This is a genomic window from Rhizobium sp. CBN3 (genome assembly GCF_030518245.1).
Taxonomy (GTDB): domain Bacteria; phylum Pseudomonadota; class Alphaproteobacteria; order Rhizobiales; family Rhizobiaceae; genus Rhizobium; species Rhizobium aethiopicum_A.
On the sequence record NZ_JAULSE010000002.1, the window covers coordinates 191,284 to 213,262 of the forward strand.

The 21,979-nt window shown below is 63.0% G+C and carries 24 protein-coding genes; 13 read left to right on the top strand and 11 right to left on the bottom strand.

The features are described 5' to 3' along the window. Nucleotides 1–151: 151 nt before the first annotated feature. Genes QWJ46_RS03630 through QWJ46_RS03660 form a run of 7 tightly spaced genes read left to right on the top strand, consistent with a single transcriptional unit; the run spans nt 152 to nt 6,867 of the window. A complete protein-coding gene (locus QWJ46_RS03630) occupies nt 152–598 on the top strand; it encodes a DUF805 domain-containing protein (RefSeq protein ID WP_302749504.1) in 447 nt (148 codons plus the stop codon). A gap of 3 nt (nt 599–601) precedes the next feature. Continuing rightward, a complete protein-coding gene (locus tag QWJ46_RS03635) occupies nt 602–1,366 on the top strand; it encodes a hypothetical protein (RefSeq protein ID WP_302749068.1) in 765 nt (254 codons plus the stop codon). Then, entirely contained in the window at nt 1,359–2,633 is a 1,275-nt protein-coding gene (locus QWJ46_RS03640) for a hypothetical protein (RefSeq protein WP_302749069.1), read from the top strand. Before QWJ46_RS03635 ends, QWJ46_RS03640 begins: the two co-directional genes overlap by 8 nt. Then, nucleotides 2,620–3,576, top strand: coding sequence for a MoxR family ATPase (locus tag QWJ46_RS03645; protein WP_302749070.1), 957 nt, complete (start codon nt 2,620–2,622; stop codon nt 3,574–3,576). Before QWJ46_RS03640 ends, QWJ46_RS03645 begins: the two co-directional genes overlap by 14 nt. Then, entirely contained in the window at nt 3,576–4,895 is a 1,320-nt protein-coding gene (locus QWJ46_RS03650; RefSeq protein WP_302749072.1) for a DUF58 domain-containing protein, read from the top strand. The genes QWJ46_RS03645 and QWJ46_RS03650 overlap by 1 nt, the downstream gene beginning before the upstream one ends. Continuing rightward, nucleotides 4,895–5,971: a stage II sporulation protein M gene (locus QWJ46_RS03655; protein ID WP_302749505.1), complete on the top strand. Its 1,077-nt coding sequence runs from the start codon at nt 4,895–4,897 to the stop codon at nt 5,969–5,971. The genes QWJ46_RS03650 and QWJ46_RS03655 overlap by 1 nt, the downstream gene beginning before the upstream one ends. Further along, a complete protein-coding gene (locus QWJ46_RS03660; RefSeq protein WP_302749073.1) occupies nt 5,968–6,867 on the top strand; it encodes an RDD family protein in 900 nt (299 codons plus the stop codon). Before QWJ46_RS03655 ends, QWJ46_RS03660 begins: the two co-directional genes overlap by 4 nt. Before the next feature lie 338 nt (nt 6,868–7,205). Here the strand turns inward: QWJ46_RS03660 and QWJ46_RS03665 are convergent, their stop codons facing one another. Both QWJ46_RS03665 and QWJ46_RS03670 read right to left on the bottom strand, forming a co-directional pair. Further along, nucleotides 7,206–8,084 (bottom strand): FkbM family methyltransferase, encoded by an 879-nt coding sequence (locus tag QWJ46_RS03665; protein WP_302749074.1) that lies wholly within the window; start codon nt 8,082–8,084, stop codon nt 7,206–7,208. After that, nucleotides 8,084–9,799 (bottom strand): adenylate/guanylate cyclase domain-containing protein, encoded by a 1,716-nt coding sequence (locus QWJ46_RS03670; protein WP_302749075.1) that lies wholly within the window; start codon nt 9,797–9,799, stop codon nt 8,084–8,086. Before QWJ46_RS03670 ends, QWJ46_RS03665 begins: the two co-directional genes overlap by 1 nt. A gap of 271 nt (nt 9,800–10,070) precedes the next feature. Between QWJ46_RS03670 and QWJ46_RS03675 the strand changes: the two genes are divergently transcribed. Both QWJ46_RS03675 and QWJ46_RS03680 read left to right on the top strand, forming a co-directional pair. Then, nucleotides 10,071–11,159: a glycosyltransferase family 4 protein gene (locus tag QWJ46_RS03675; RefSeq protein WP_302749076.1), complete on the top strand. Its 1,089-nt coding sequence runs from the start codon at nt 10,071–10,073 to the stop codon at nt 11,157–11,159. Then, nucleotides 11,159–11,911, top strand: a complete 753-nt coding sequence (locus tag QWJ46_RS03680) for a polysaccharide deacetylase family protein (protein WP_302749077.1) — start codon at nt 11,159–11,161, stop codon at nt 11,909–11,911. Before QWJ46_RS03675 ends, QWJ46_RS03680 begins: the two co-directional genes overlap by 1 nt. Before the next feature lie 8 nt (nt 11,912–11,919). On the opposite strand, the gene QWJ46_RS03685 is transcribed toward QWJ46_RS03680, so the two are convergent. The 8 genes from QWJ46_RS03685 to pcaD all read right to left on the bottom strand — a co-directional run bounded on the left by QWJ46_RS03685 (nt 11,920) and on the right by pcaD (nt 18,262). Further along, on the bottom strand, nt 11,920–12,795 hold the full coding sequence (locus QWJ46_RS03685; RefSeq protein ID WP_302749078.1) for an alpha/beta fold hydrolase: 876 nt from the start codon (nt 12,793–12,795) through the stop codon (nt 11,920–11,922). Next, entirely contained in the window at nt 12,792–13,166 is a 375-nt protein-coding gene (locus QWJ46_RS03690; RefSeq protein WP_302749079.1) for a GFA family protein, read from the bottom strand. The genes QWJ46_RS03685 and QWJ46_RS03690 overlap by 4 nt, the downstream gene beginning before the upstream one ends. A gap of 77 nt (nt 13,167–13,243) precedes the next feature. Continuing rightward, on the bottom strand, nt 13,244–14,074 hold the full coding sequence (locus QWJ46_RS03695) for an MBL fold metallo-hydrolase (RefSeq protein WP_302749081.1): 831 nt from the start codon (nt 14,072–14,074) through the stop codon (nt 13,244–13,246). Nucleotides 14,075–14,402: 328 nt separating this feature from the next. Beyond that, entirely contained in the window at nt 14,403–15,449 is a 1,047-nt protein-coding gene (locus tag QWJ46_RS03700) for a 3-carboxy-cis,cis-muconate cycloisomerase (RefSeq protein ID WP_302749082.1), read from the bottom strand. A 229-nt stretch (nt 15,450–15,678) separates the two neighbouring features. Continuing rightward, on the bottom strand, nt 15,679–16,290 hold the full coding sequence (gene pcaG, locus QWJ46_RS03705) for a protocatechuate 3,4-dioxygenase subunit alpha (protein ID WP_302749083.1): 612 nt from the start codon (nt 16,288–16,290) through the stop codon (nt 15,679–15,681). A gap of 2 nt (nt 16,291–16,292) precedes the next feature. Continuing rightward, complete coding sequence (gene pcaH / locus QWJ46_RS03710) at nt 16,293–17,042, bottom strand: protocatechuate 3,4-dioxygenase subunit beta (RefSeq protein ID WP_302749085.1); 750 nt, start codon at nt 17,040–17,042, stop codon at nt 16,293–16,295. 9 nt (nt 17,043–17,051) lie between these two features. After that, nucleotides 17,052–17,456 carry a 4-carboxymuconolactone decarboxylase gene (gene pcaC / locus QWJ46_RS03715; RefSeq protein WP_302749087.1) on the bottom strand — a complete coding sequence of 135 codons (405 nt, stop codon included), beginning with the start codon at nt 17,454–17,456 and terminating at the stop codon, nt 17,052–17,054. Then, nucleotides 17,453–18,262, bottom strand: coding sequence for a 3-oxoadipate enol-lactonase (gene pcaD / locus QWJ46_RS03720; protein ID WP_302749088.1), 810 nt, complete (start codon nt 18,260–18,262; stop codon nt 17,453–17,455). Before pcaD ends, pcaC begins: the two co-directional genes overlap by 4 nt. A 306-nt stretch (nt 18,263–18,568) precedes the next feature. Between pcaD and pcaQ the strand changes: the two genes are divergently transcribed. The 3 genes from pcaQ (at nt 18,569) to QWJ46_RS03735 (ending at nt 20,764) form a co-directional block, all read left to right on the top strand. Then, nucleotides 18,569–19,486, top strand: a complete 918-nt coding sequence (gene pcaQ, locus QWJ46_RS03725) for a pca operon transcription factor PcaQ (protein WP_302749089.1) — start codon at nt 18,569–18,571, stop codon at nt 19,484–19,486. Nucleotides 19,487–19,556: 70 nt separating this feature from the next. Next, nucleotides 19,557–20,069, top strand: coding sequence for an MbcA/ParS/Xre antitoxin family protein (locus QWJ46_RS03730; RefSeq protein WP_085780914.1), 513 nt, complete (start codon nt 19,557–19,559; stop codon nt 20,067–20,069). Next, nucleotides 20,066–20,764 carry an RES family NAD+ phosphorylase gene (locus QWJ46_RS03735; protein ID WP_302749091.1) on the top strand — a complete coding sequence of 233 codons (699 nt, stop codon included), beginning with the start codon at nt 20,066–20,068 and terminating at the stop codon, nt 20,762–20,764. Before QWJ46_RS03730 ends, QWJ46_RS03735 begins: the two co-directional genes overlap by 4 nt. Here QWJ46_RS03735 and QWJ46_RS03740 read toward each other — a convergent pair. Then, nucleotides 20,761–21,399 (bottom strand): alpha/beta fold hydrolase, encoded by a 639-nt coding sequence (locus QWJ46_RS03740; protein ID WP_302749092.1) that lies wholly within the window; start codon nt 21,397–21,399, stop codon nt 20,761–20,763. The genes QWJ46_RS03735 and QWJ46_RS03740 overlap by 4 nt on opposite strands. Before the next feature lie 70 nt (nt 21,400–21,469). Here QWJ46_RS03740 and QWJ46_RS03745 point away from each other — a divergent pair, with 70 nt between their 5' ends. Further along, on the top strand, nt 21,470–21,652 hold the full coding sequence (locus QWJ46_RS03745; protein ID WP_302749094.1) for a hypothetical protein: 183 nt from the start codon (nt 21,470–21,472) through the stop codon (nt 21,650–21,652). The last annotated feature ends 327 nt before the right edge of the window (nt 21,653–21,979 follow it).

A 21,979-nucleotide genomic window follows, 5' to 3' on the forward strand; every position in this document is an offset into this window, starting at 1 on the left:
TCATCGCTATTCAAAATAGCGAGCTGATGGAACCAACTTATTGCAATTTCTGCGTTTGAATTGTAGCTGTTTCATCCAACGACCATCAAGCAAGACGATGGTGAGACCGTGGATCACGGGCTTCGGGCAAATCGAAATGGGGGCAATTCAAATGGGGTTTACTGAAGCTGTTCGGACAGTCCTGACGCAGAAATATGCAACGTTTTCCGGTAGGGCGTCCCGCTCGGAATATTGGTGGTTTTTTCTATTCTATATGTTGTTGGCTATTGCAATTGTAGTTTTAGCCTTCGTGGTCGGCTCCTTTTCCGGGCAACAGGGGGAAGTTTCATCGGGGGTCATCCTTGTTATGGTCATCGGCGGATTGTTGGCACTTGCCCTCGTTTTGCCAATCCTGTCCCTTCAGGTTCGCCGCTTTCATGATCGCAACATTTCCGGTTGGTGGTATCTCGCGCTGATCATCCTGGGGATGGTTCCATATATCGGTCCCGTTACCAGCCTCTCGATCACCATTATTTCTGTGCTGAGGGGCACGGATGGTCCGAACAGGTTCGGGCAGGATCCGCTGCGTCCCGAAGCGCGAGCAGAGGTCTTTGCCTAGAGCATGACCATCCGCAACGCCGGCCTGCTGGCGGCCCTGTTCCTGGCCGCCTCGGCTCCATTTCCGCCCGCCCGGGCGCAGGACAGCGGCAGCCAGCCCGCCGATAGTCATCAGCCTATCAGCGCCGTCGGGACAGAATATGCCTCGCAGTGCCTGCTGAATGGCCTGCGCTGCAAGCTCGTCTATGGCGATGCGTCCGATCAGGCCAAAGCGGCATCGGGTACGACATCGTCTCAAGGCAAGCCGCCGTTACGCACGCCGTCATCTTTCCCGCGGCAGCCTGTCATCAGCGGCGGCCCTCTGGCCGTTGCCGTCGTCCTCGTCGGCTTGGCAGCGGTAATCGGCCTGTGGATGCGTTTCGGAAACGGCGGAGTCCTGCTGTCGTCTGCTCCGCGCGACATCAAACAGCGTCAGGAGGCGCCGCAAAACTGGCGCACCGGCGCCGACGTGGTTGAGGAAAAGCCGAGCGATTTCCTCCAGCGGATTGCGGCTATGGCGGATCGAAGGCAGGCGCTTGTCCTGCTGCTCAGGCATTGTCTGCTCCACGCTGCCGACATCACGGACACACGGCTTTCCCGCGCCGATACGGAACGTGCCGTCTTCGCCCGCTTGCCGAAAACCATGCCCGGCCGCGACCGGCTTGCAAGCTTCCTGACGGCGGTGGAACTCGTTCATTACGGTGGCCGCACCGTTGCGGAGAACCATTTCGGCGTTCTTCTTGCGACCGGGCGCGATCTGCTTGCAGCAGGCAGAGTGGCCCATGCGTAAATCCGCCCCCGTATTAATCCTGGGGCTGGTGCTTGCGCTGGCTGCACTGGCAGTCTTTGCGGTGTCGCGGGGCAGCGATTACGACCGTTCGCCTCTTGGCCACAAGGGGCTGGAATTGTGGCTGCAGACCAAGGGTATCCCGGTCGTCCGTTCCGACCCTCATCTTGTCCAGGCGCGTTCCAAAATCTCGCTGCGCATCATTCCCCTGTCGATACGCAAAGGCGAGGCTGTCACACCTCGATCAGACGATGAGACGGACGGTCTGGAACCGGAAAACCCTGTTGTGGAGGCAGACCAATACGCCCTGCCGACGCTGATCGTTTTGCCGAAATGGCGCGGCAGCGTATCGACGGAAGGTGTCGCCGGTAAATCGGGGCTGATTGGTCTCGCCGATATCAGCAATGAACTCGACAAGATCGGCTACTCCGATTTTGGCTTTGCCCGCAGCGGGACCAGTTTTGAGGAAGCGCAGCCGCAGCTGCGACCGGGACAGCCGATCAAGATCGCCCTCTATCGGGCACAAACCTTCGAGCGGTCGAGCCTGCCGAGCGGCTGCGGGGAGGTCGTGGGCACGCCGTCGGGTGTGCTGCTTCTGCACTGCGCGGCCGATCCCACCGTCTATCTGCTGTCGGATCCCGATCTGTTGAATAATCACGGACTGGCCTTGGCCGATAACGCCGCCTTTGCCGTCTCATTGGTCCAATCTCTCCGCGGCGCCGGCGAGGCGCGGCCGATCTACCTGGATACATCGGGCGAACCTCTCGATAGCGAGGCAACGGTCGACGAGGGGCAATCCTATGAGCGCTCCACCACCGATCTGAAGCGCTTTTTCGCCTATCCCCTATCGGCCATCTGGGGAACTGTGCTGGTTGTTGCGGCGATCTGCTTCTGGCGGGGCGCCTATCGCTTCGGGCCGCCTTTGCGTGAGGTCTCCGGAAATATCGAATTGTCGAAGACCGCCGCGATCGAAGCCACGGCGCGGCTCTTGCGGCTTTCGGGCAATGATGGCCGGATGACGGGACAGTTCGTGCTGCATCTGCTCGCCGATAAGGCGCAGCTGCTCTTCGGCTCCGGCGCCGGAAATCAGGCAGGCATCGCACGGCTGTTCCAACGCCTGGCGCGTCAAGACAAGGCAGCCGCGCAGGCCTTGCACGCCGCAGCCGAGGCGCTGATCGAACGGGGACATATCATGACGCGCTCGGATCTGCATCGCAATCTCGAGACATTCAGAAAATTGCTAGGGAGCTTTGAGTTTGGAACTAGGTGAGTTTCGCGATCTTATCGCTACGGTTCGTGGTGAAATCGGCAAGGTGGTGCAAGGACAGGACGCCATTATCGATCTCGTTCTGATTTCGATCTTTGCTGGCGGGCACTGCCTTGTCGAAGGGCCTCCCGGCACGGCCAAAACCCTGCTGGCCCGCTCGGTTTCCGCGGCCATGGCGCTGGATTATCGCCGCATCCAGTTCACGCCGGACCTGATGCCGGGCGATGTGCTCGGCGTCAACCTCTTCAACTTCCAGACCAATCAATTCCACCTGACCAAGGGGCCCGTCTTTACCGACATCCTTCTGGCCGACGAGATCAATCGCGCTCCGCCGAAGACGCAGTCCGCCCTGCTGCAGGCGATGAACGAGCGGATGGTGACGATCGATGGGACCGATTATCTGCTGGGGTCGGATTTCTTCGTGCTTGCCACGCAGAATCCGATCGAGCAGCAGGGCACGTATCCCTTGCCCGAAGCACAGCTCGACCGCTTCCTGTTCAAGCTCGTCGTCGACTTCCCCGACCGCAACACCGAAATCGCCATCCTCTCCAAACACGCCAAGCAGGCGTTGAAATCGGATTTGCGCAATGCCGGCATCCGTCCGCTTGTCACCAGCGCAGCGCTTGCCGGGGGGCGGGCGCTGATCGACGCCATCCATCTGGATGAGACGACACTGACCTATGTCGTCGACCTGGTGCGTGCCACGCGCTCCGATCCCGATATTCTCTACGGCGCCTCCACACGCGCTGCCGACGCCCTTGCCTCGGCGGTCAGAGTGCGGGCGGCCTTCGAAGGCCGGGATTACGGCTTGCCGGACGATATCCAGGCATTGCTGGTGCCCGCGCTTCGCCATCGTATCGTTCTTTCGCCTTCGGCCGAAATCGATGGCCGTACCCCCGACGAGGTGCTGCGCAGCATCATGAACCGCGTGGATGCGCCTCGTTAATGCGGCCATCCCGTTACCTGATCGCGCTCATTCTGATTTTGGCCGCGGTGACGGTCTTCGTCAGCGTATGGTGGCGCGATATGGGTTATCCGCTGCTGATGCTGTGGGTTGCGCTTGCGGCATTGACGGCAGGCGATCTGGCGATGTCGGCCTCATCGGGCCGGATGACGGTGGAATTTGATCTGCCGCCGCAAGGTTTTGTCGGTCACACCGCCGTATTTGCGGTGGCGATCCGGCCGCAGAAGGACGCGGTGCCCGAGAATGTCGAGATTCGGATCGATTGTGCTCCCGAGCTTGCCGTCGGCGAAGGCAGATTGGCGCGTGCTGCGTCCGTCACCGGAGAAAGTCATTTCAGGGCCGCTGTAAATCTTCGTCTGACGCGACGGGGGCGGTATGCGATCCATGTGCTATGGCTGAAATGGCCATCGCGGCTGAGGCTGCTCGACATTATCGCGCAGATGCCGGTGGAAAGGGAGATCGCCGTCCTGCCTGACATATCGCCGGTCCTGTCGGGAGCGATAAGGACTCAGATCCTGCCGCTGGAAGCCGGCCAGAAGGATTTGCGGCTGCGCGGCGAAGGATCGGAATTCCATCAGCTGCGCGAGTTTGCCAGCGGCATGGATCCGCGCAGCATCGACTGGAAGCGATCCGCCCGGATGCGCAATCTCGTCGTGCGCGAGATGCGGGCCGAACGAAACCATCAGATCATCTTGTGCATCGATTCCGGACGGCTGATGGCCGAACAGCTCGGCGGGTTCGCTAAGCTCGATCGCGCCATCAATGCCGCCTTGGCAATGTGCTGGGGGGCGGGGCTTGCCGGCGATCTCGTGGGCTTCTACAGTTTTGATAGCCGCCCGCGCCTGTTCGTGCCGGCCTTGCCCGGAAGAGCGGCCTTTCCGCGGCTTCAGACGATGTGCGCCGAGCTGCGCTATGAAACCCAGGAGAGCAACCATACGCTCGGACTGACGCATTTGTCGGGACGCCTGAAGCGACGTTCGTTGATTGTGATATTCTCCGATTTCGTCGACAGCATCACGGCGGAGCTGATGATCGAGAACATCCAGGTCCTCGCCCGACATCATTTCATCGTCTATGTCGCCTTGCGCGATCCGATGCTCGCAAAGCTGACGGAACCGGAAGAAATCAGCTTGGACGCGGTCGCCCGCTCCGTGGCAGCGCGTCAGATCGTTCAGGAGAGGCGCACTGTCATGGAAAAGCTGGCGCGTCTCGGCGTACTCTGCCTCGACAGCACACCGGAGGCGCTGACCTCGGATCTGATTGCGCGCTACATCGAAATCAAATCCCGCGAGATGATATGATGGATCTTGGTATCGACAGCAGGACAGAGACGGGCGCGTCGGTAAACGTCGGCGCCATCCAGACCGATTTGCTGCGCTCCGCGCGCTTTCGCATGGAGCGCGAGGCGCACTGGCGTCAGCTGGACGACCTCGTGACGCGGGCGGAGAAAGGTGGCGCAGCGACGCTCGGTTATGACGATGTCCGCAATCTCGCTAGCGGTTACAGGCAGGCGATGAACTCGCTGAGCGTCGCGCGTGACATTTCCCTCGATCGCGCCCTCATCGCCTATCTGGAGAGCCTCTGCGCCCGGGCCTATCTGGTCGTCTATGCGCCGCAGGAAAGTCTAGGCGGCCTGATCACCCGCCTGCTGGTCCAGGGCATTCCTCAGGCGGCGCGCCGATCGGCATTGCCCCTGTTCATCGGTTTCCTGGCTCTCATTCTCGGGGCGGCCGCCGGATACAGGCTCTTCACCCACGACCCGAGCTGGTTCTATACCTTCGTGCCGCCCGACATGGCCGATCAGCGCACTCCGGCGGCATCGGTCGATTATCTCCGCTCCACGCTTTACGGCGACGAACGCCATGCGAGCGACAGGCTCGCGGCATTTTCCGCATTTCTCTTTTCCCACAACACCACCATCGTCGTCTTCATCTTTGCGCTCGGCGTTTTCATGTCAGTGCCGAGCTTCATTCTTACCTTTTACAATGGCCTCATGCTGGGCGCGTTTTTTGCGATGTTTTCCCGCAAGGGGCTGGGTTACGACATCTTCGCCTGGCTTTCGATTCACGGCGTGACCGAGCTTGCAGCAATCGCCATTGCCTGTGCTGGCGGAGCAAGGCTCGGCCTTGCCGTTCTCGTTCCGGGTATGCGAACGCGCAGGGAAGCCTTGCGCCACCAGGCGCATGATGCCGTCAAACTCGCGATCCTCGCGGCTCTGATGCTTATCGTGGCAGCCTTCATCGAAGGGGTTCTTCGTCAGACGATCCAGGATCCGATATGGCGCCTCGGCATCGGCTGGGGGATGGGTGTCTTCTGGGTGAGCTGGCTGCTGTTCAGCGGACGCGAAAGCAAGATTTCGCGGGGGCCGAAGCGATGAATCGGCCAGTGACGGACGGCAGGCGCACCGAACAGTTCATCCCGCCGGAAGGAGTGCCGATCAATTTCGCGATCGCCTCGCTGGCGAGCCGCTTCGGCGCGCAATTCCTCGACATCCTCTTTACGGCGCTCATCATCTTCATTTGCGCGGCCGTTATCATCTTCACGGGGTTTTTGCCGGTGAGCGCCGATCTGATGCTCGCCGCCTTGCTCGGCTTTCTCTTGCGCACCCCCTATTACATCCTGTCCGAGCTCATCTGGAACGGCCGTACGCTTGGCAAGAGAATTACCGGCATCCGGGTCGTCAACATGGACGGGCGGCGGCTCACCCCGCACCAGGTGACCGCACGCAACCTGATGAAGGAGGTCGAGATCTTCGGCCCGATGGGCCTTCTGGCGGGCATGGAAACCCAGGGGGCTTGGGAGAACGCTCTGGCAGGCCTCTGGCTTCTGGTGGTGGTGGTCGTTCCGCTGGCCAACCGACGCCGGCAACGGCTCGGCGATATCATTGCCGGCACGCTGGTCGTCGACACGCCGCGCTCCGTGCTGCTCGCGGACCTGGCTTTGTCCGCACCCGCCGCCGCATCGTCGCAGCCGGCCTTCGATTTCCAGTCGCAACATCTCGATGTCTACGGCAAATATGAGCTGCAGACGCTGGAGGATGTGCTTCGCGACTCGGTGAAGACGTCAGACCATAAAGAGATCATACAGATCGTGCGAACCATTACTCGAAAGATCCGGTATGAAGACATCGTAAAGCCCGGCCAGGAGCTGCTTTTCCTCAATGACTTCTACCGCGCCCAGCGGGAGCATCTGGAGAGCCTGAAGCTCTTTGGGACGCTGCGTGAGAACAAGTATCATGAGCATACGCGGACAGAGGCGAAGAGACTTGTGTGAGGCGGTGAAGTGAGTTCGGAAATTCGCCGCGTTGTACCGGCGTTGGAGACACGCTGAGAAGGCTATATCCCCGAAACCCGTCGCTCCGATATGGCGTACCGTGCAGCCCCCTCATCCGCCCTGCCGGGCACCTTCTCCCCGCTGGGTAGAAGGGGAGTTGCGGCACCGGCCCATTCTTGCCGCTGCCGTTTGTGATGGAGGAAAGCAGTGCGGCGGTTCCCTTCTCCCCAGCGGGGGTCCGAAGGACGGGCGAGACCCGCGGCTCGCCCCCGTGCATGCCGGCAGGCAGATGAGGGGGCCGCACGGCACGGCCAACGATCAGTTTTCAGGGCGTAAGCCTACGGCAAAAACAGCACATTGTACTGATCGAACTCGTCAGGCAGATCCCGCACCTTCATCTCCACCTCGCGATCCTCGAACAGCACGACACAATCTTCGTAAAATCCTGACAGCATCGCTATGAACGCCTTCGTTCCCTCGCGCCCGTAGAACAGCGGCGTGAACTCCATGTGGAGCGGCACGCGGCGGGAAAGCAGCGGCTGCATCGAGCGGCAGGCGACCGGCTCGTAGCCTTCGATATCCATCCAGACGAGGCCGATTGCGGCCGGGTCGATGGAAAGACCGGCGAGGATGTCGGAGACCGGCTTCACCGGCACGCTGATCTTCCGATCGGTCGGGCTCTGGCGGATGGCGCTGCTCTTGCCGTGATTGTTGAGGTTGAGGAAAAAGTCGATCTCGCCTGCGTGTTCGCCGGCTGCGCAATTGACGAGGCGGACCTTCTCCTCCAGCCGGTTCTGGCGGATGTTCAGTTCAAGCAGCGGGAAATTGCGCGGATCGGGCTCGACGCTGACGATGCGGGCGTAGGTGCCGCTCAGGGCGAAATAGACGGTCTGTGTACCGATATTGCCGCCAATCTCGAGCAGCGTCGTATCCTTTCGGAGCAGGCCGCGCTCGCGCAATATGACGATCAGCCGGTCGACGGCGTCGCGCTCGAAATGGCCCTTCCGGAAGACCTTGCGGCCGATATAGTCGGAAGGCGAGAAGGTCATCAGATGATCACCGGCATCGACCGTCATCGAGACGACGCGCGGGCCGATATTCTCGATCAGCAGGCGACGGCCGAGACGGGTGTCGAAGAAGCGCGAGGCGGCTCTATTGCGCGCCTTGCGCAGCCGGCGGCTCCAATATTTGGCGGTGAGCCAGGACTTGCCGTGCATCAGGCTTTTCCTTCGAGCGGTTCTGCCGCTTTCTCTCTCGGAACGACATAAACTTTCAAGGGCAGGGCGCGGCCGCGCACGCTGATTTCACGGCTTTCGATGCCGGCAAGATCGGCGGCCGCAAGTCTGGCCACAGGCTCGGAGAAGACGATCGCCGCGTCGAACTCCTTGGCCGCACTTTCCAGCCGGCTCGCGACATTCACCGTATCGCCGATCGCGGTCATGCTGCGCACCCGGCCATATCCCATCGTGCCGACGACCGCCGGACCGGTGTGGATGCCGATGGCGATCCGCAGCGGCAGCGTCAGCTCTTCGGCCAACTCGGCGGCGAGTTTCTCGATCCCCGCGACGATCGCCGCCGCCGCGTCGAGCGCCTGGCGGCAGGCTTCCTCCGGCGCGGCATTGAGGCCGAAGAGCGCCATCGCGCCGTCGCCGATGAATTTGTCGAGCCGGCCGCCCGCCTGCTCCACCGCCTTGCCGATGATGGCGAAATAGCGGTTCAGCAGGAAGACGACGTCGAAAGGAAGGCGCGTTTCAGTCAGCGTGGTGAAGTGGCGGATATCGACGAAGAGCACGACGATTTCACGCTCGCGGCCGGGGCTCGTCTCCTGACTATTGGCGGGAAGAGCCGCCTCGACGGCCGGCACGAGAAGGGGCGCGACCGCGACGTCGGCATCCGGCCGAAGCTGGCAGGCGAGGCGGACGTCTGGGCCGGCATTGATGCGTTTCAGTGTTGTCTGTTCCAGCTTGTCGGGCGGCGGCAGCTTCTGGTAATCCCCAAGGATCTGCACTCGGCAGGTGGAGCACTGGCCCCTGCCGCCGCAGACCGAATAATGCGGCAGGCCGCCGAGCCGGCTTGCTTCCAACACCGTGAACCCACGCGGCACGCGGATCACTTCGCCGCCCGGATAATGCACGGCGACCTGATCGAGACGCTCCTTCAGCCTGCGCTGCGTGCGGGCAGCAACGACGATGATCAGCGAGGCCGAAAAGGCGCCGTAGAGTCCGGCGCGGACCATGGCGATGTGGCTGCGAATCGCGGGGTCGGAGACATAATGGGAATTCACCGTCGTCGCATAAGGCTCGATCGAGGTCAGTTGATAGGCGGGGTCGGCCAGTGTGCGGCCCATTTCGACGAAGCCGAGCAGCGACAGCACCGGCACGAGGATCGCCAGCGCCAGCAACAGCGGTGCGAAACCGCCGTACCAGGGGCGGTAACGCAGCCAGTAATGGATGCCGATGCAGCCGTGGATCCACACCGCGATCAGGCCGAGTGCCTGGCGCACGCCCGTCGCCGGCGTCCGCAGCCACAACATGCCGACGATCGTCTCGTAATTGTCGATATAGCCGTAGAGTTCATGAGCGATGCGGGTGCCGATGACGTGATCGATGAGAAGCAGCGGGATCAGCAGGCCGAGCACCATCTGGGTTGCTTCCCCCTTGGGCATGACCAGGCTGCGCCTGATGTAGATGGCGCGCAGCACCAGGGTCACATGGACGAGGACCGATCCATAGAACAGGACGGTGCCGACGGGATTGCGCCAGAGGGCCAGGAAAAGATGGCGCGCCTTGTCGGCTGCGGCGATCGAAACGAGTCCGAGCGCATGGTTCGACAAATGCAAGAGGACGAAGACGAAAATGACCAGCCCCGAACCGAGCCTTGCCCTTCTGATCGAGCGTTCCGAAAAAATCCCCGTGGCCGAGACCGTCGTCATTCATTCCCTGCTTGTCGATGCAACCGCAGGCCCATAGAGATGGGGAAAGAGGCGGAATTGCTTCCATTGCGATCACATTGCATATGCTTATGCGCAAGTTTTCGGGAAGGCGGCAATAACGGATTTCTTGCCGCCGGCTACGATGGCGCAAACCATGGGCGGGCTGAATGCGACCTCCTCATCCATCTAGCTGATTTGGTTGTGAATTCGGATAATCTATGATCGCCCGTGGAAACCGATTGAAAACAGTGTGTCTATGCGAGGGATGCGCATGCGGGTCGCCTTCTATGCGCCGATGAAATCGCCGAACCATCCGGTGCCTTCGGGCGACCGGCTGATGGCGCGGCTGCTGATCCGGGCATTGCAGCTTGCCGGGCATCAGGTCGAGGTCGTCTCCGAATTCCGCACCCATGCCGCGACGCCCGAGGCGGCAGCGGTGCTCGAACCCGCGATCTCAGCCGAATTGGCGCGGTTGCGGGCGAAATGGCAAGAAGAGCCTCGGCCGGATCTCTGGTTCTGCTACCACCCCTATTACAAATCGCCCGATCCCTTCGGGCCGGTGATCTCAGCCGAATTCGCCATTCCCTATGTCACCGCCGAGGCCTCCTATGCGGCAAAACGCGACCGGACCGGCTGGGCGGCCCGGCAGAAACGCGTGGGCGAGGCGGTCATGCAGGCGGCGGTCAATATCTGCTTCACCGAGCGCGACCGGGCCGGGCTTTCGGCCGCCTTTCCGCAGGCGCGGCTTGCGGCTCTCAAGCCGTTCATCGACCCAGTACTGTTCGAGGCGGTGCGGCCGGCACCCGATCCCAGCCGGCTGATGACCGTCGCGATGATGCGAGCCGCCGACAAGATGGAAAGCTACGCGATGCTTGCGAAAGCATTGCGGCTGATCGAAAAGCGGCCATGGACCCTTGCGGTCATCGGCGATGGACCGATGCGCCGAGAGGTGGAGGCGCTGTTTGTCGGCTTTCCCGGCCGCATCGAATGGCTGGGGGAACAAGGTGAGGCTGAGATCGCCGGCCTGCTCGCGCGTGGCGGCATCTATGTCTGGCCCGGCTGCGGCGAGGCCTATGGCCTTGCCTATCTCGAGGCGCAGGCCGCGAGCCTGCCTGTCGTGGCGCAGCAGACGGCGGGCGTGCCCGCCGTGGTCGAGGTCGGGGTCACCGGCCTGCTGACGCCGGAGGGCGATGTCGCCGCCTATGCCGGGGCCATCGCGGCCCTGCTCGGCAACGGGCAGAAGCGCGACGCGATGGGACAGGCGGCGCGGCGCTTCGTGCTCGAGGAGCGCTCGCTTGCGACGGCTGCCCGCGCCCTGGACGAGATTTTGCGCCACAGCGCAGGAACAGGAGTGAGGTGATGAGCGAAGGGATGAGCTGGGAACCGCTGCGCCGCGAGCTCGACCGCTGGCGCGCCGCCGGCCGCGTGGCGCGGCTCTGGCTGCGCGACGACGATGCCGTCGAGCCGACGCCCGATCTGGAGCAGCTGCTGGCGCTGACCGGCGGGAACGGGATTCCGCTGACCCTTGCCGTTATTCCTGCGCTGACCGGCGAGGCATTGGCCGCGCGCCTGGCGGAGGAGGCGGGCGTTGCTGTCGCTGTGCATGGCTGGTCGCACACCAATCACGCCGGGCAGGAGCGCAAGAAACAGGAACTCGGCGGCGAACGGGCGGCCGAGGTGGTGCTCGGCGAGCTGCGTGCAGGATGGCAGCGCTTGAAGCGGCTGCATCCCGCCCGCTTCGTGCCGGTGCTGGTGCCGCCGTGGAACCGGATCGACGCCACGCTGATCCCGGCATTGCCTGAACTCGGCTTTGCGGCGCTCTCGGTTTACGGGCGGGCAAGAGAGGGCGGGCCGATCCCGCTTCTCAACACCCATATCGACATTATCGACTGGCACGGCACGCGCGGCGGCCGCAGCGCGGAGGAACTGGTGGCCGAATTGGTTGCGGAACTCCGCGACCGGTTTGCCGGCAACGACGAGCCGATCGGCGTGCTCACCCATCATCTGGTGCATGATGATGCGGCTTGGGATTTCCTGGCGGCTTTGTTTGCGGCGACGGCTCGTCACCCTGCCGTCGCTTGGTCGTCGGCGCCAGAACTCCTGCAAGATTAGGCTATCGATCAGCCGGCGTGAACACGCCCGAGGAAATCCCGCATGAGCGCTGCGACTTCATCCAGATGCGTCTCGAGCAGCCAATGCCCGCCGTCGAGCAGATGCAGTTCGGCGTCCGGCAGATCGCGGAGATAGGCGCGTGCCGACTTTTCCGGCATATAGCGGTCGTTCGGCCCCCAGACGATCAAGGTCGGCGGGCGGTACTCTCTGAGATATTTCCGATGCTCGGGAAACCAGGCGCGGTTCTCCTTCAATCCGGCGATCAGGTCGATGGCGATTTCCTTGCGCCGCGGGGTGATCAGCGACCAGTGCAGCCGCCAGAGATCCGGCGGGATTGTGCCGGCCAGAGGCGGCGGCAGGTCGTTGAGGAATTCCTCCCGGAACGTTTCCTCGCTGATTGCTTGCGCCAGCGCCCTCCTCATCTCCGCGCGCGGCAGCGCCCACGTCGCTTCGATATCGGCATATTTCGGCCCGAGCGCATCCTCATAGGGAATATCGCCATTCTGGATGATCAGCGCCGTTATGCGGCTGGGGTTTCTGATTGCCAGCCGCGCTCCGATCGGTGAGCCGAAATCGTGAAGGTAAATGGCGAAGCGGTCGACATCGAGCGCGCCGATAAAAGCCTCCAGCCAGGCGGCATGGCCATCGAAGCTGTAATCGAAATCGTCGGGCGTGCCGCTATAGCCCGCGCCGGGGAAATCCGGGGCGATCAGGCGCCAGCGGTCGGCAAGGCGCGGCATGAGATTGCGAAACTCGTAAGACGAGCAGGGATAGCCGTGTGGCAGCAACAGGACCGGTGCGTCCGGCGGGCCGGCCTCGCGGTAAAAGGTCTCGATGCCTGCGATCGTAACGAACCTGTGCCGGACGAGCGTGGCGAGGCTCACGTCCGGTCCTCCTCATACTGCTCGGCGCCCTCCACGGGTCGCAGCCACATTTCGCGGCGTTTGATCCACAGTTCATAGCGCGGCACCAGCGGCGTTGGCGCCTGCGAGAGGATGCCGAGCTTGATCTCCGCCTCCTGGTCATCGGCGGAAAACAGACGCGAACCGCAGCCGGTGCAGAAGCGTCGGCCGTGGAATTCGCCGGTTTCACCGGAATGTTCGAACTGGCCGGCGGGCCAGACTCCGTAAAAGGTGAAGGCCGAACCGCTTTCCTTTCGGCAGTCGGTGCAGTGACAAATGCCGACGCGCAGCGGTTCGCCACGAACAGAAAGCTGCACCTGGCCGCAAAGGCATTGTCCGGAGAGCACGGTCATGATTGATTCCCCGTTTCATCGATCTTGCGCTGCCGGGGAAACGGTCGGACCCGGCATCTGTTCCGTCAGGAAAGGCGCTAAATCACCACGGTCTGATTGTCGCGGGCGGCGAAGGCGCCGGGGAAAGCGGCCTCAGCCTGCGCTTCCATCTCGGCCAGCTGTTCGTCTGTGCGAGAGGGCGCGTGGTGGAACAGGGCGAAGCGTTTGGCGCCCGCCATTTTGGCCAGCTCGGTGCCGTGCTCCCACGTCGAATGGCCGAAGCCCTTGAAGCGCTGCATTTCGTCTTCATTGTAGGTGCAATCGTAGACGACGAGATCGGCACCCTGCATCATCTCCAGCGAGACCGGATCATAGCTGCCGGGAATATGCTCGATATCGTAGATGAGAGCGATCGAACGGCCCTGCCATTCGATGCGGTAGCCGATGGCGCCGCCTGGATGGTTCAGCGTGAACGTCCTGATCTCGATACCCTGATGCGGGGTCAGAATCTGGCCGGCATGGAAATCGCGGAAGTTCATCGTTGCCTGACAGATGTCGGTCTTGACCGGAAACCAGGGCGGACTGATGAACTGCTCGACCATTTCCCTTGTGCTCATCTTGCCGTCGAGATGGCCGGACCAGATGTTGACGTTGATCGACGGATAATAGATCGCCTTGAAGAAGGGCAGGCCGATGATGTGGTCGTAGTGGCAGTGGCTGAAGAACAGATCGACGTCACTGACGCCGTCGGCGAGCAGCGATAGCCCTGCCTCGCGCAGGCCCGAACCTGCGTCGAAAAGCAACCGATGTTTTCCGCAGCGAATCTCGATGCAGGAAGTGTTACCGCCGTAGCGATCGAACTCGGGGCCCGATACGGGAATACTGCCGCGGACGCCCCAAAATTTTATCTGAAACAGTTCTGTCGTCATCGTTTTTCAAACCGGCCTTCCCGCATCGCCATCGTAATCATAGTTTATCCCGATGCGAAGCAGCAGAATTCCACGAGTTTGCCTGCGCCCCCTTTCGTTCTCCTAACCGGTAGCGGCAGAAGAAGTATATTCTCCTAAGCAATCGGCTTTCGCTTCGGAAAGCAACCCAGTATGGTTGGTTTTCGGTAAATGGGCTGTTCGGGCGGGGCGTTTTCCGCAAGTCATGCCTATTAGATGGTTGCACGCGATCGAAAAAGCAAATCGCCCCGCTCTCGCGCTCGAACCGCTGCCGCACGGCTTTGCCACAGCGCTGGCCGCAGCTGCAGTTTCAGGCCGTCCCAAGCCGCTTGATATTTCCGATCAGATCTCCGGCGAGCCGCAAGCTGGCGGCGGTCGCCATCGTCATCTGAGGTAGCAGCAGCCATTCGAGCGTCCAGGCCGCTCCCGAGCGTTCCTGTTCGTGGACGAGGGACTGGTGGATGCCGGAAAGCGCCGTGGCGTTGAAGCGGGCGAGCGAGACCAGAACTTCGGCGGCAACCGGATTCTGCTTGTGCGCCATCGCCGAGGAGGTGCCGCCGCCTGAGATTTCGATCTCGCCGCCGATCTCGGCGAGCAGCGCGATATCCTGCCCCATCTTGCCGAGGCTGCCGGAGATCGAGGCGAACAGGCCGGCGATATCGGCGATCGGCAGGCGCGCGCTCTGCCATTGCCTGATATCGGAGAGGCCGAGCTCCTGGGCGAGCGAAGCACGGACGGTCACAGCCTGTGGGCCAAGCTTGTCGAGCGTCCCGGCAGCACCGCCGAACTGGACGGAAAAACTCTGCTCGGTCAGGCGGTCGCGATAGGTCGCGAGCGGCGCGCGCCAGACGTTGAGACGGTCGGAGACGCTGATCGCGATCGCCGCCTGCATGCGGGTATGGCCCATCAGCCGGTTGCCGCCGAACTGGCGGTCGAGCCCGTCGAGCGCTACGAGGACGGCGGAAAGCCGGCCGGCAAACAGGAAGACCACCGCCTTCAGTCGGATCATCAGGCTGGTGTCGATGACGTCCTGGCTGGTGGCGCCGAGATGCAGGTTTTTGCCCGCTTCCTCGCCGACCTCAGCGCGCAACTGCTTGACGAGATCGGGGACGACGACCCCGTCTTTCGCCGTTGCCGCGCGCAGGCTGGCGAGATCCGGAGAAAAGCCGGCGCAGGCTTCGGCAATCTTCCTTGCGGCTTCGCCGGGAATGAGGCCGTGCGCGGCTTCGGCCCTGGCGAGCGCCGCCTCGAAGGAGAGCATGGCGCGAATATCGGCTTCGGCGGAAAAATAGGGCGCGATTTCGTCGTCACCGACAAGGCCGGAGAGGAAGGGGTGGTCGAAGGGCGATGCGGTCATGGTTTGCTCGTTTGTGGTGGTGGCGCCCTCATCCGGCTGCCGCCACCCCGGGGTCGAGCCACTGGTCTCGACCCGTCCTTCGGACCCCCGAGGGGAGAAGGGAAAGAGGCGGCGTCGGCGCCGTATGGGCAGGTTCTCTCGCGTGGCACTGTTCCCCAATCCCCTCGGGGAGAGGGCAGGGTGAAGGGGCTGCTTGCGCGGAATTCTCCGACAAGCAGCCGGCACACCCTCAAATATCCAGAAACACCGTCTCCTTCGGCCCCTGCAGATGGATGTCGAAACGGCAGGTTGCGCCGTCACGGTTGGCGATCATGGTTGCGACGCGTTCGCGATGTTCGATGCGGGCAAGCAGCGGATCGCCGGCGTTGGCCTCCGTCTCCTCCGGAAAATACATCCGCGTATGCAGGCCGATATTGATGCCGCGGGCGACGATCCAGAAGGTGATGTGCGGCGCCTGCCTGCGGCCGTCCTTGAAGGGGACCCGCCCGGGCTTGATGGTCTCGAAGCTGTAGACGCCGTCCTCGGCGCGGGTCGGGCAGCGGCCCCAGCCGGCGAAGTTCGGGTCGGCGGCGCCGCGCATTTCCGACGGGCTGTTGTAAAGGCCGGCGCTGTCGGCCTGCCAGATCTCGACGACGGCATCGCGCACCAGCGCGCCGGCGCCGTCGAAGATGCGGCCGGTGACGGTGATGCGTTCGCCGAGCGTCTTGTCGTTGAGCATCACTGTGCCGAGATCGCTGTCATAGACGCCCACTATGTCGCAGAAATTCGGCGTCAGGCCGATATGCACATAGGGACCGGCGGTCTGCGACGGGGTTTCCTTGAGATAGCCGAACTGCTGCATGGTCAGTTGCCCTCCAGCCTGTTTTCGAACATCGTCGAGCGGCGGCCGCGCAGCACGATATCGAATTTATAGGCGCGTGAATCCATCGGAATGGTGTTGCCCCAGTCGAGCGGCGCGATCAGCTGCTCGATCGCCGCCTTATCGGGGATCGTGCCGACGATCGGACATTTCCAGATCATCGGATCGCCCTCGAAATACATCTGGGTGATCAGCCGCTGGGCAAAGCCGTGGCCGAAGATCGAGAAGTGGATATGGGCGGGGCGCCAGTCGTTGACGCCGTTCGGCCAGGGATAGGCGCCCGGCCGCACGGTGCGGAAATGGTAGCGGCCCTCCTCATCGGTGATGGCGCGGCCGCAGCCGCCGAAATTCGGATCGATCGCTGCGAGATAGGTTTCCTTCTTGTGGCGATAGCGGCCGCCGGCATTGGCCTGCCAGAATTCGACCAGCGCGCCGGCAACCGGCTTTGCCCGCTCGTCGAGCACACGGCCGTGGACGATGATGCGCTCGCCGATGGCGCTTTCGCCGGGGCGCGCATAGTTCAGGATCAGGTCGTTGTCGAGTTCGCCGATTAGCGAATGGCCGAAGACCGGACCTGTCGTCTCTGAGATCGTGCCGTCGAGCGACAGCAGCGCCCGCTGCGGCGCGCGCAGCACCGAGGTTTTGTAGCCTGGGGTCAGCGCCGGCGCGTGCCAGGCGCGGTCGCGGGCGAAGAAGGCGCCGGTCTCCGGCTTGCTGTTTGCTCGTTCGGACATTTCTCCCCCTCAGGCCGCCTTCTCGGCGTCCATCTGTGCAAAGGCCTGTTTGGCAATCTTAATGGCGTGATTGGCGGCGGGAACGCCGGCATAAATCGCCACATGTAACAGCGCCTCGCAGATATCCTCGCGCGTCGCACCCGTATTGGCCGTAGCGCGCACATGCATGGCGACCTCCTCATCCTGGCCGAGTGCGGCCAGCAGGGCGATCGTGATGATCGAGCGCTCGCGCTTGGTCAGCGCTGGGCGCGACCAGACATGACCCCAGGCGGCTTCGGTGATCAGCTCCTGGAACGGGCGGTCGAAGCGGGTCTCGGCGGCTGCGGCACGGTCGACATGGGCGTCGCCGAGCACGGCGCGGCGGGTCGCCATGCCTTGCCGGTAGCGTTCGGAGGGGGACGCGGTCTCGTTCATGGGCTGCTTTCTCCAGGCGAAATCAATGTGAGGAAGGCGCGGATGATCGCCGTCAACGCCTCCGGCTGCTCGACACAGGGAATATGGGCGCAGTCGCGGATGACCTCGTAACGGGCGCCGGGGATCAGCCGCGCCGTGGAGAGCACGAGATCGGGCGGGGTCGAGCCGTCTTGGTCGCCGACGATGCCGATTGTCGGCACAGCGATCGACTTCGCGGCCTCGGTGAAATCCGAGTCGCGGATCGCCTCACAGGCGGCGAGGTAACCCTCCACGGGCTGGCGCGTCAGCATGTTGCAATAGCCGGAATAGGCGGTGTTTTCGGGCCGTCGGAAGGCCGGCGTGAACCAGCGCTCCATGATGGCGTCGACGATGCTGCCGATGCCATCTTTCTTGACGGCGGCAATGCGGGCGTTCCAGCTCTCTGCCGTGCCGATCTTGTGGGCGGTGTCGCAAAGGATGAGGGCGCCGACGAGATCCGGCCGGTGCTGAACGAGCGACTGAGCGATGAGGCCGCCAACCGAGAGGCCACAGATGACGGCATCCTTGACCGAGAGCAGGTCGAGCAGGCCGGCAAGATCGGTCGCATGATCCTCGATCGACGAGGGGAGCTGGCCGACGTCGGAAAGGCCGTGGCCGCGCTTGTCGTACAGCACGATGGCGTAATCGCCGGCAAGCCGTACCACGACATCGCGCCAGATGCGGAAATCCGTCCCGAGCGAATTGATGAAGACGATCACCGGCCGGTCGGCGGGCGCGCCGATGACCTGATAATGGATCGTCACGTCATTTATGCGGGCGAATTGCACGTTACTCTCCTCGCTCTTTGGGTCGCCATGGTCGGTCGTGAGTCCCAGCTGCCCGCTTCGCGCCAATGACTGCCCCTCACCCTAACCCTCTCCCCGTAAACGGGGCGAGGGGACGTGCCCGACGCAACGTTGAGAGGGAGGACGCCGGCGCGGCATGTCCCTTCTCCCCGCGAGCGGGGAGAAGGTGGCGGCAGCCGGATGAGGGGCTGGCTCACCTGGTGTTCCAACCGCAAAATTGAATGGTTGATCCGGTTAAGTAAAATGATATTTTACGGATTTTCGATAACTCTGGAGTTATGGAAACCGATGATCGACAGCCGCGTCAAGTTTCGCCATCTGCAGACCTTCGTCGAGGTGGCGCGGCAGAAGAGTGTGATGAGGGCTGCGGAACTGCTGCATGTCAGCCAGCCGGCGGTGACGAAGACGATCCGCGAACTGGAGGAGGTGCTGGGTGTTGCCGTCTTCGAGCGCGACGGCCGCGGCATCAAGATCACCCGTTACGGCGAGGTTTTCTTGAGGCATGCAGGCGCCGCGCTGACGGCGCTGCGCCAGGGTCTCGATTCCGTCTCGCAGGAGCAGTTCGCCGATGCGCCGCCGATCCGGATCGGCGCCCTGCCGACGGTGTCGTCGCGCGTCATGCCGCGGGCGATGGAACTCTTCCTCCAGGAAAATACCCGTAGCCGGGTGAAGATCGTCACCGGCGAAAACGCCGTGCTCTTGGAGCAGCTTCGCGTCGGCGATCTCGACCTCGTGGTTGGCCGCCTGGCCGGAGCTGAGAAGATGGCGGGCTTTTCCTTCGAACATCTCTATTCCGAGCAGGTGGTGTTTGCTGTGCGTTCCGGCCATCCGCTGCTCGATGGCCGGCAATCGCCCTTTGCCGGTTTCGCCGACTACACGGTGCTGATGCCGACGCGCGGCTCGATCATCCGGCCGGTCGTCGAAAATTTCCTCATCGCCAACGGTATTTCCAGCCTGCCGAACCAGATCGAGACGGTGTCGGACTCCTTCGGCCGCGCCTTCTTGAGGGCAAGCGATGCGATCTGGATCATTTCCAACGGCGTGGTGGCAGGCGATGTCGCCGATGGGCGGCTGGCGCTTCTGCCGATCGACACCGGCGAAACCAAGGGGCCGGTCGGGCTGACGATGCGCGCCGATGCGGTGCCATCGCTGCCGCAATCGATCCTGATGCAGACGATCCGCGAGGCGGCCGGAGAGCTATCCTGAATTCCCACTTCCAATTAACTTGCCGGATGCCCAGATTTGGACTAAATCTAGTTCAAGACAGGAGAATGCTATGCAGCAGGCGAGACACAGGGAGCAGGAGCCGGAACGGCTGGAAACGCAGCGGTTTGCGCCGGCCAATCGAAGACGGCTGAGCCCGCCGGCCTTGCGGACCTTCCTGGCGATCGCCGATCTCTGGGGGCTCACTGAAGAACAGCGCCTCCTCGTGCTCGGTTATCCCTCCCGCTCGACCTATCACAGCTGGGCCAAGCAGGCGCGTGAGCACGGCGCCTTCACCCTCGATGTCGATACGCTGACCCGGATCTCCGCCGTGCTCGGCATCCACCAGGCGCTCGGCGTGCTGTTTGCCGACGAACGCGCCGGAATCGACTGGCTGCGAACGCCGCATCAGGCGCCTGTCTTCGGCGGCCACCCGCCGCTCGATATCGTCACAAGCGGCACCCAGGACGGGCTGATAACTGTGCGCCGGTTTCTCGACGGCGCGCGCGGCGGGCTCTATATGCCGCCGAACCGGCTCGACGAGGCATTCACGCCCTACGAAGACGCGGACATCGTCTTCCGGTGAGCGACCGTTTCGCCGAGGCGCCGCGACCGTCCTACCGGCTGATCCCGTCGCAATTTCCGCCGATCGGTCTCTTCGATACTGTGGCGAGGGCGGCCGATCTCGAAGCCGTCATGGAACTTGTGGGATGGACCAATGACCGGCTCGTGGCCGACCGCATTCGGCGGCTTCCCGAGAACGAATGGGTCTACGGCACGCCCAATGCCAGCATCGTGATGGCGGCATTCCTGCATGTCGCACCCGGCGGCATGCGGTTCAATGGCCCCGATCTCGGCGCCTGGTATGCGGCCGACAATCTGAAGACAGCCGCCGCCGAGGTCGGTCATCATCTCCGCCGCGAGGCTGTGGCGCGTGGGGTGGCGACGATGGCGCGCACCTATCGCAGCTATACCGCCACCCTGATCGGCGACTATCTCGACATTCGCGGCGAACAGACGCTGCGGCCCGATATCTATGACGGCACGAGCCACGCTGCATCGCAGGTGCTCGGCGAAGAGGTGCGCTCGAGTGGCGGCGCCGGCATTCTCTATGACAGCGTGCGGCTGAGAGGCGGGGTGAACGTCGCGGCGCACCGGCCGAGGAATATCCGCGACGTGGTGCAGGCCGATCATTTCGAAATCACCGTTTTCGCCGCCGACCGGCGCATCCATGTGAGGAAGCTTTCCACCCGACGGCGGCGGCCGAAAGCCGGTACCTAAACGGGCAGGCGTTCGGCCCATGCCTTTGCCGTCTTCGCCATCGTCGCAAGGTGGTCGGCGGCGGAGAAGCCGGAGATTTTCTTGCGCGGCTTCAGGTCGTGATCGCCGTCCTCGAGCCAGAGGATCTCGGTCCGCTCGGAGAGATCGTATCCCGGCACCTCGTCCTTTGTCCCGAACTCGTCGCGCGTACCCTGGCAGATCAGCGCGGGTGTCGCGAGCCTTTTGAGATGGCCGGTGCGCAGCTTCTCCGGCTGGCCGGGTGGATGGAAGGGATAGCCGAGGCAGAGCAGCCCGGCGATCTTTCCCCTGTCGTAGAGACTGTCGGCGACCATGCTCGCAACCCGTCCGCCCATCGACTTGCCGCCGATGATGAGAGGGCCGCCGGCCTCGAGCGCGGCGATCGCCGCCTCATATTCGGGATTGAGCGTGTCGGCGCGCGGCGGCGGCTTTCGGACTCCGGTGCGGCGGGCGGCCATATAGGCGAATTCGAACCTGGCGACGCGAAAGCCGACGCCGGCAAGCGCGTCGGCCGCCGCTGTCATCGACGCCGAATCCATCGGCGCGCCGGCGCCATGGGCAAGAAGGATGGTGACGCGCGCATCCTGCGGCCCCTGCAGCAAAAACCTCTCGGGCATCGGCAATCCTCCATCCGCCGCCGGAACCATGTCGGCAGCCCGGACTTCTTCCCTGGAAAGGAGACAGACAATGTCGACGAATGATGAAAACGTAAAGCCCGAGCAGCGCCGCCCCAAGGACGTCAATGCCGTTCCCGGCAAGCCGGAACCCGGCGACGCCGAATCGATGGCGCCGCCGACCGTGCAGCCGGCTGGGGAGGGCGACAAAAGCGAGCGGCCGGTGGTCAATCCCGTGACCGGCGCCGCCCTTTAGCGGCCGCTCGCTAAAGATGTTGCAAAAACACCTTGAAACGGCGAATGCAAGCGTCCATATAGCGGCCCTGCCTGAAAAATGGATGCGCCCGGTATCGACGTCGTCGAGCTGTTCGCTGTCCGACAGGATAAGGGCGCTCCCCGCAAGGGTCGAGCGCCCTTTTTGCTCTTCAGGCATCCGGACGTTCGAGCAGTTTTGTGTGGCGAGCGTGCATAACCCCACCAAGATCTATATAGCATTTCGGAATCCCGAAATAGGTTGAGGCTTTGAAATCCTTGACTATTTCTCCGCGGCCATCCCGCGCAAACCGGCTCGAATTTCGGAATC

Coding starts and splice junctions, on each gene's coding strand:
- QWJ46_RS03630 (WP_302749504.1), top strand. CDS start 152: ATGGGGTTTACTGAAGCTGTTCGGACAGTCCTGACGCAGAAATATGCA.
- QWJ46_RS03635 (WP_302749068.1), top strand. CDS start 602: ATGACCATCCGCAACGCCGGCCTGCTGGCGGCCCTGTTCCTGGCCGCC.
- QWJ46_RS03640 (WP_302749069.1), top strand. CDS start 1,359: ATGCGTAAATCCGCCCCCGTATTAATCCTGGGGCTGGTGCTTGCGCTG.
- QWJ46_RS03650 (WP_302749072.1), top strand. CDS start 3,576: ATGCGGCCATCCCGTTACCTGATCGCGCTCATTCTGATTTTGGCCGCG.
- QWJ46_RS03655 (WP_302749505.1), top strand. CDS start 4,895: ATGGATCTTGGTATCGACAGCAGGACAGAGACGGGCGCGTCGGTAAAC.
- QWJ46_RS03660 (WP_302749073.1), top strand. CDS start 5,968: ATGAATCGGCCAGTGACGGACGGCAGGCGCACCGAACAGTTCATCCCG.
- QWJ46_RS03665 (WP_302749074.1), bottom strand. CDS start 8,084: ATGCACGGCAAGTCCTGGCTCACCGCCAAATATTGGAGCCGCCGGCTG.
- QWJ46_RS03670 (WP_302749075.1), bottom strand. CDS start 9,799: ATGACGACGGTCTCGGCCACGGGGATTTTTTCGGAACGCTCGATCAGA.
- QWJ46_RS03675 (WP_302749076.1), top strand. CDS start 10,071: ATGCGGGTCGCCTTCTATGCGCCGATGAAATCGCCGAACCATCCGGTG.
- QWJ46_RS03680 (WP_302749077.1), top strand. CDS start 11,159: ATGAGCGAAGGGATGAGCTGGGAACCGCTGCGCCGCGAGCTCGACCGC.
- QWJ46_RS03690 (WP_302749079.1), bottom strand. CDS start 13,166: ATGACCGTGCTCTCCGGACAATGCCTTTGCGGCCAGGTGCAGCTTTCT.
- QWJ46_RS03695 (WP_302749081.1), bottom strand. CDS start 14,074: ATGACGACAGAACTGTTTCAGATAAAATTTTGGGGCGTCCGCGGCAGT.
- QWJ46_RS03700 (WP_302749082.1), bottom strand. CDS start 15,449: ATGACCGCATCGCCCTTCGACCACCCCTTCCTCTCCGGCCTTGTCGGT.
- pcaG (WP_302749083.1), bottom strand. CDS start 16,290: ATGCAGCAGTTCGGCTATCTCAAGGAAACCCCGTCGCAGACCGCCGGT.
- pcaH (WP_302749085.1), bottom strand. CDS start 17,042: ATGTCCGAACGAGCAAACAGCAAGCCGGAGACCGGCGCCTTCTTCGCC.
- pcaC (WP_302749087.1), bottom strand. CDS start 17,456: ATGAACGAGACCGCGTCCCCCTCCGAACGCTACCGGCAAGGCATGGCG.
- pcaQ (WP_302749089.1), top strand. CDS start 18,569: ATGATCGACAGCCGCGTCAAGTTTCGCCATCTGCAGACCTTCGTCGAG.
- QWJ46_RS03730 (WP_085780914.1), top strand. CDS start 19,557: ATGCAGCAGGCGAGACACAGGGAGCAGGAGCCGGAACGGCTGGAAACG.
- QWJ46_RS03740 (WP_302749092.1), bottom strand. CDS start 21,399: ATGCCCGAGAGGTTTTTGCTGCAGGGGCCGCAGGATGCGCGCGTCACC.
- QWJ46_RS03745 (WP_302749094.1), top strand. CDS start 21,470: ATGTCGACGAATGATGAAAACGTAAAGCCCGAGCAGCGCCGCCCCAAG.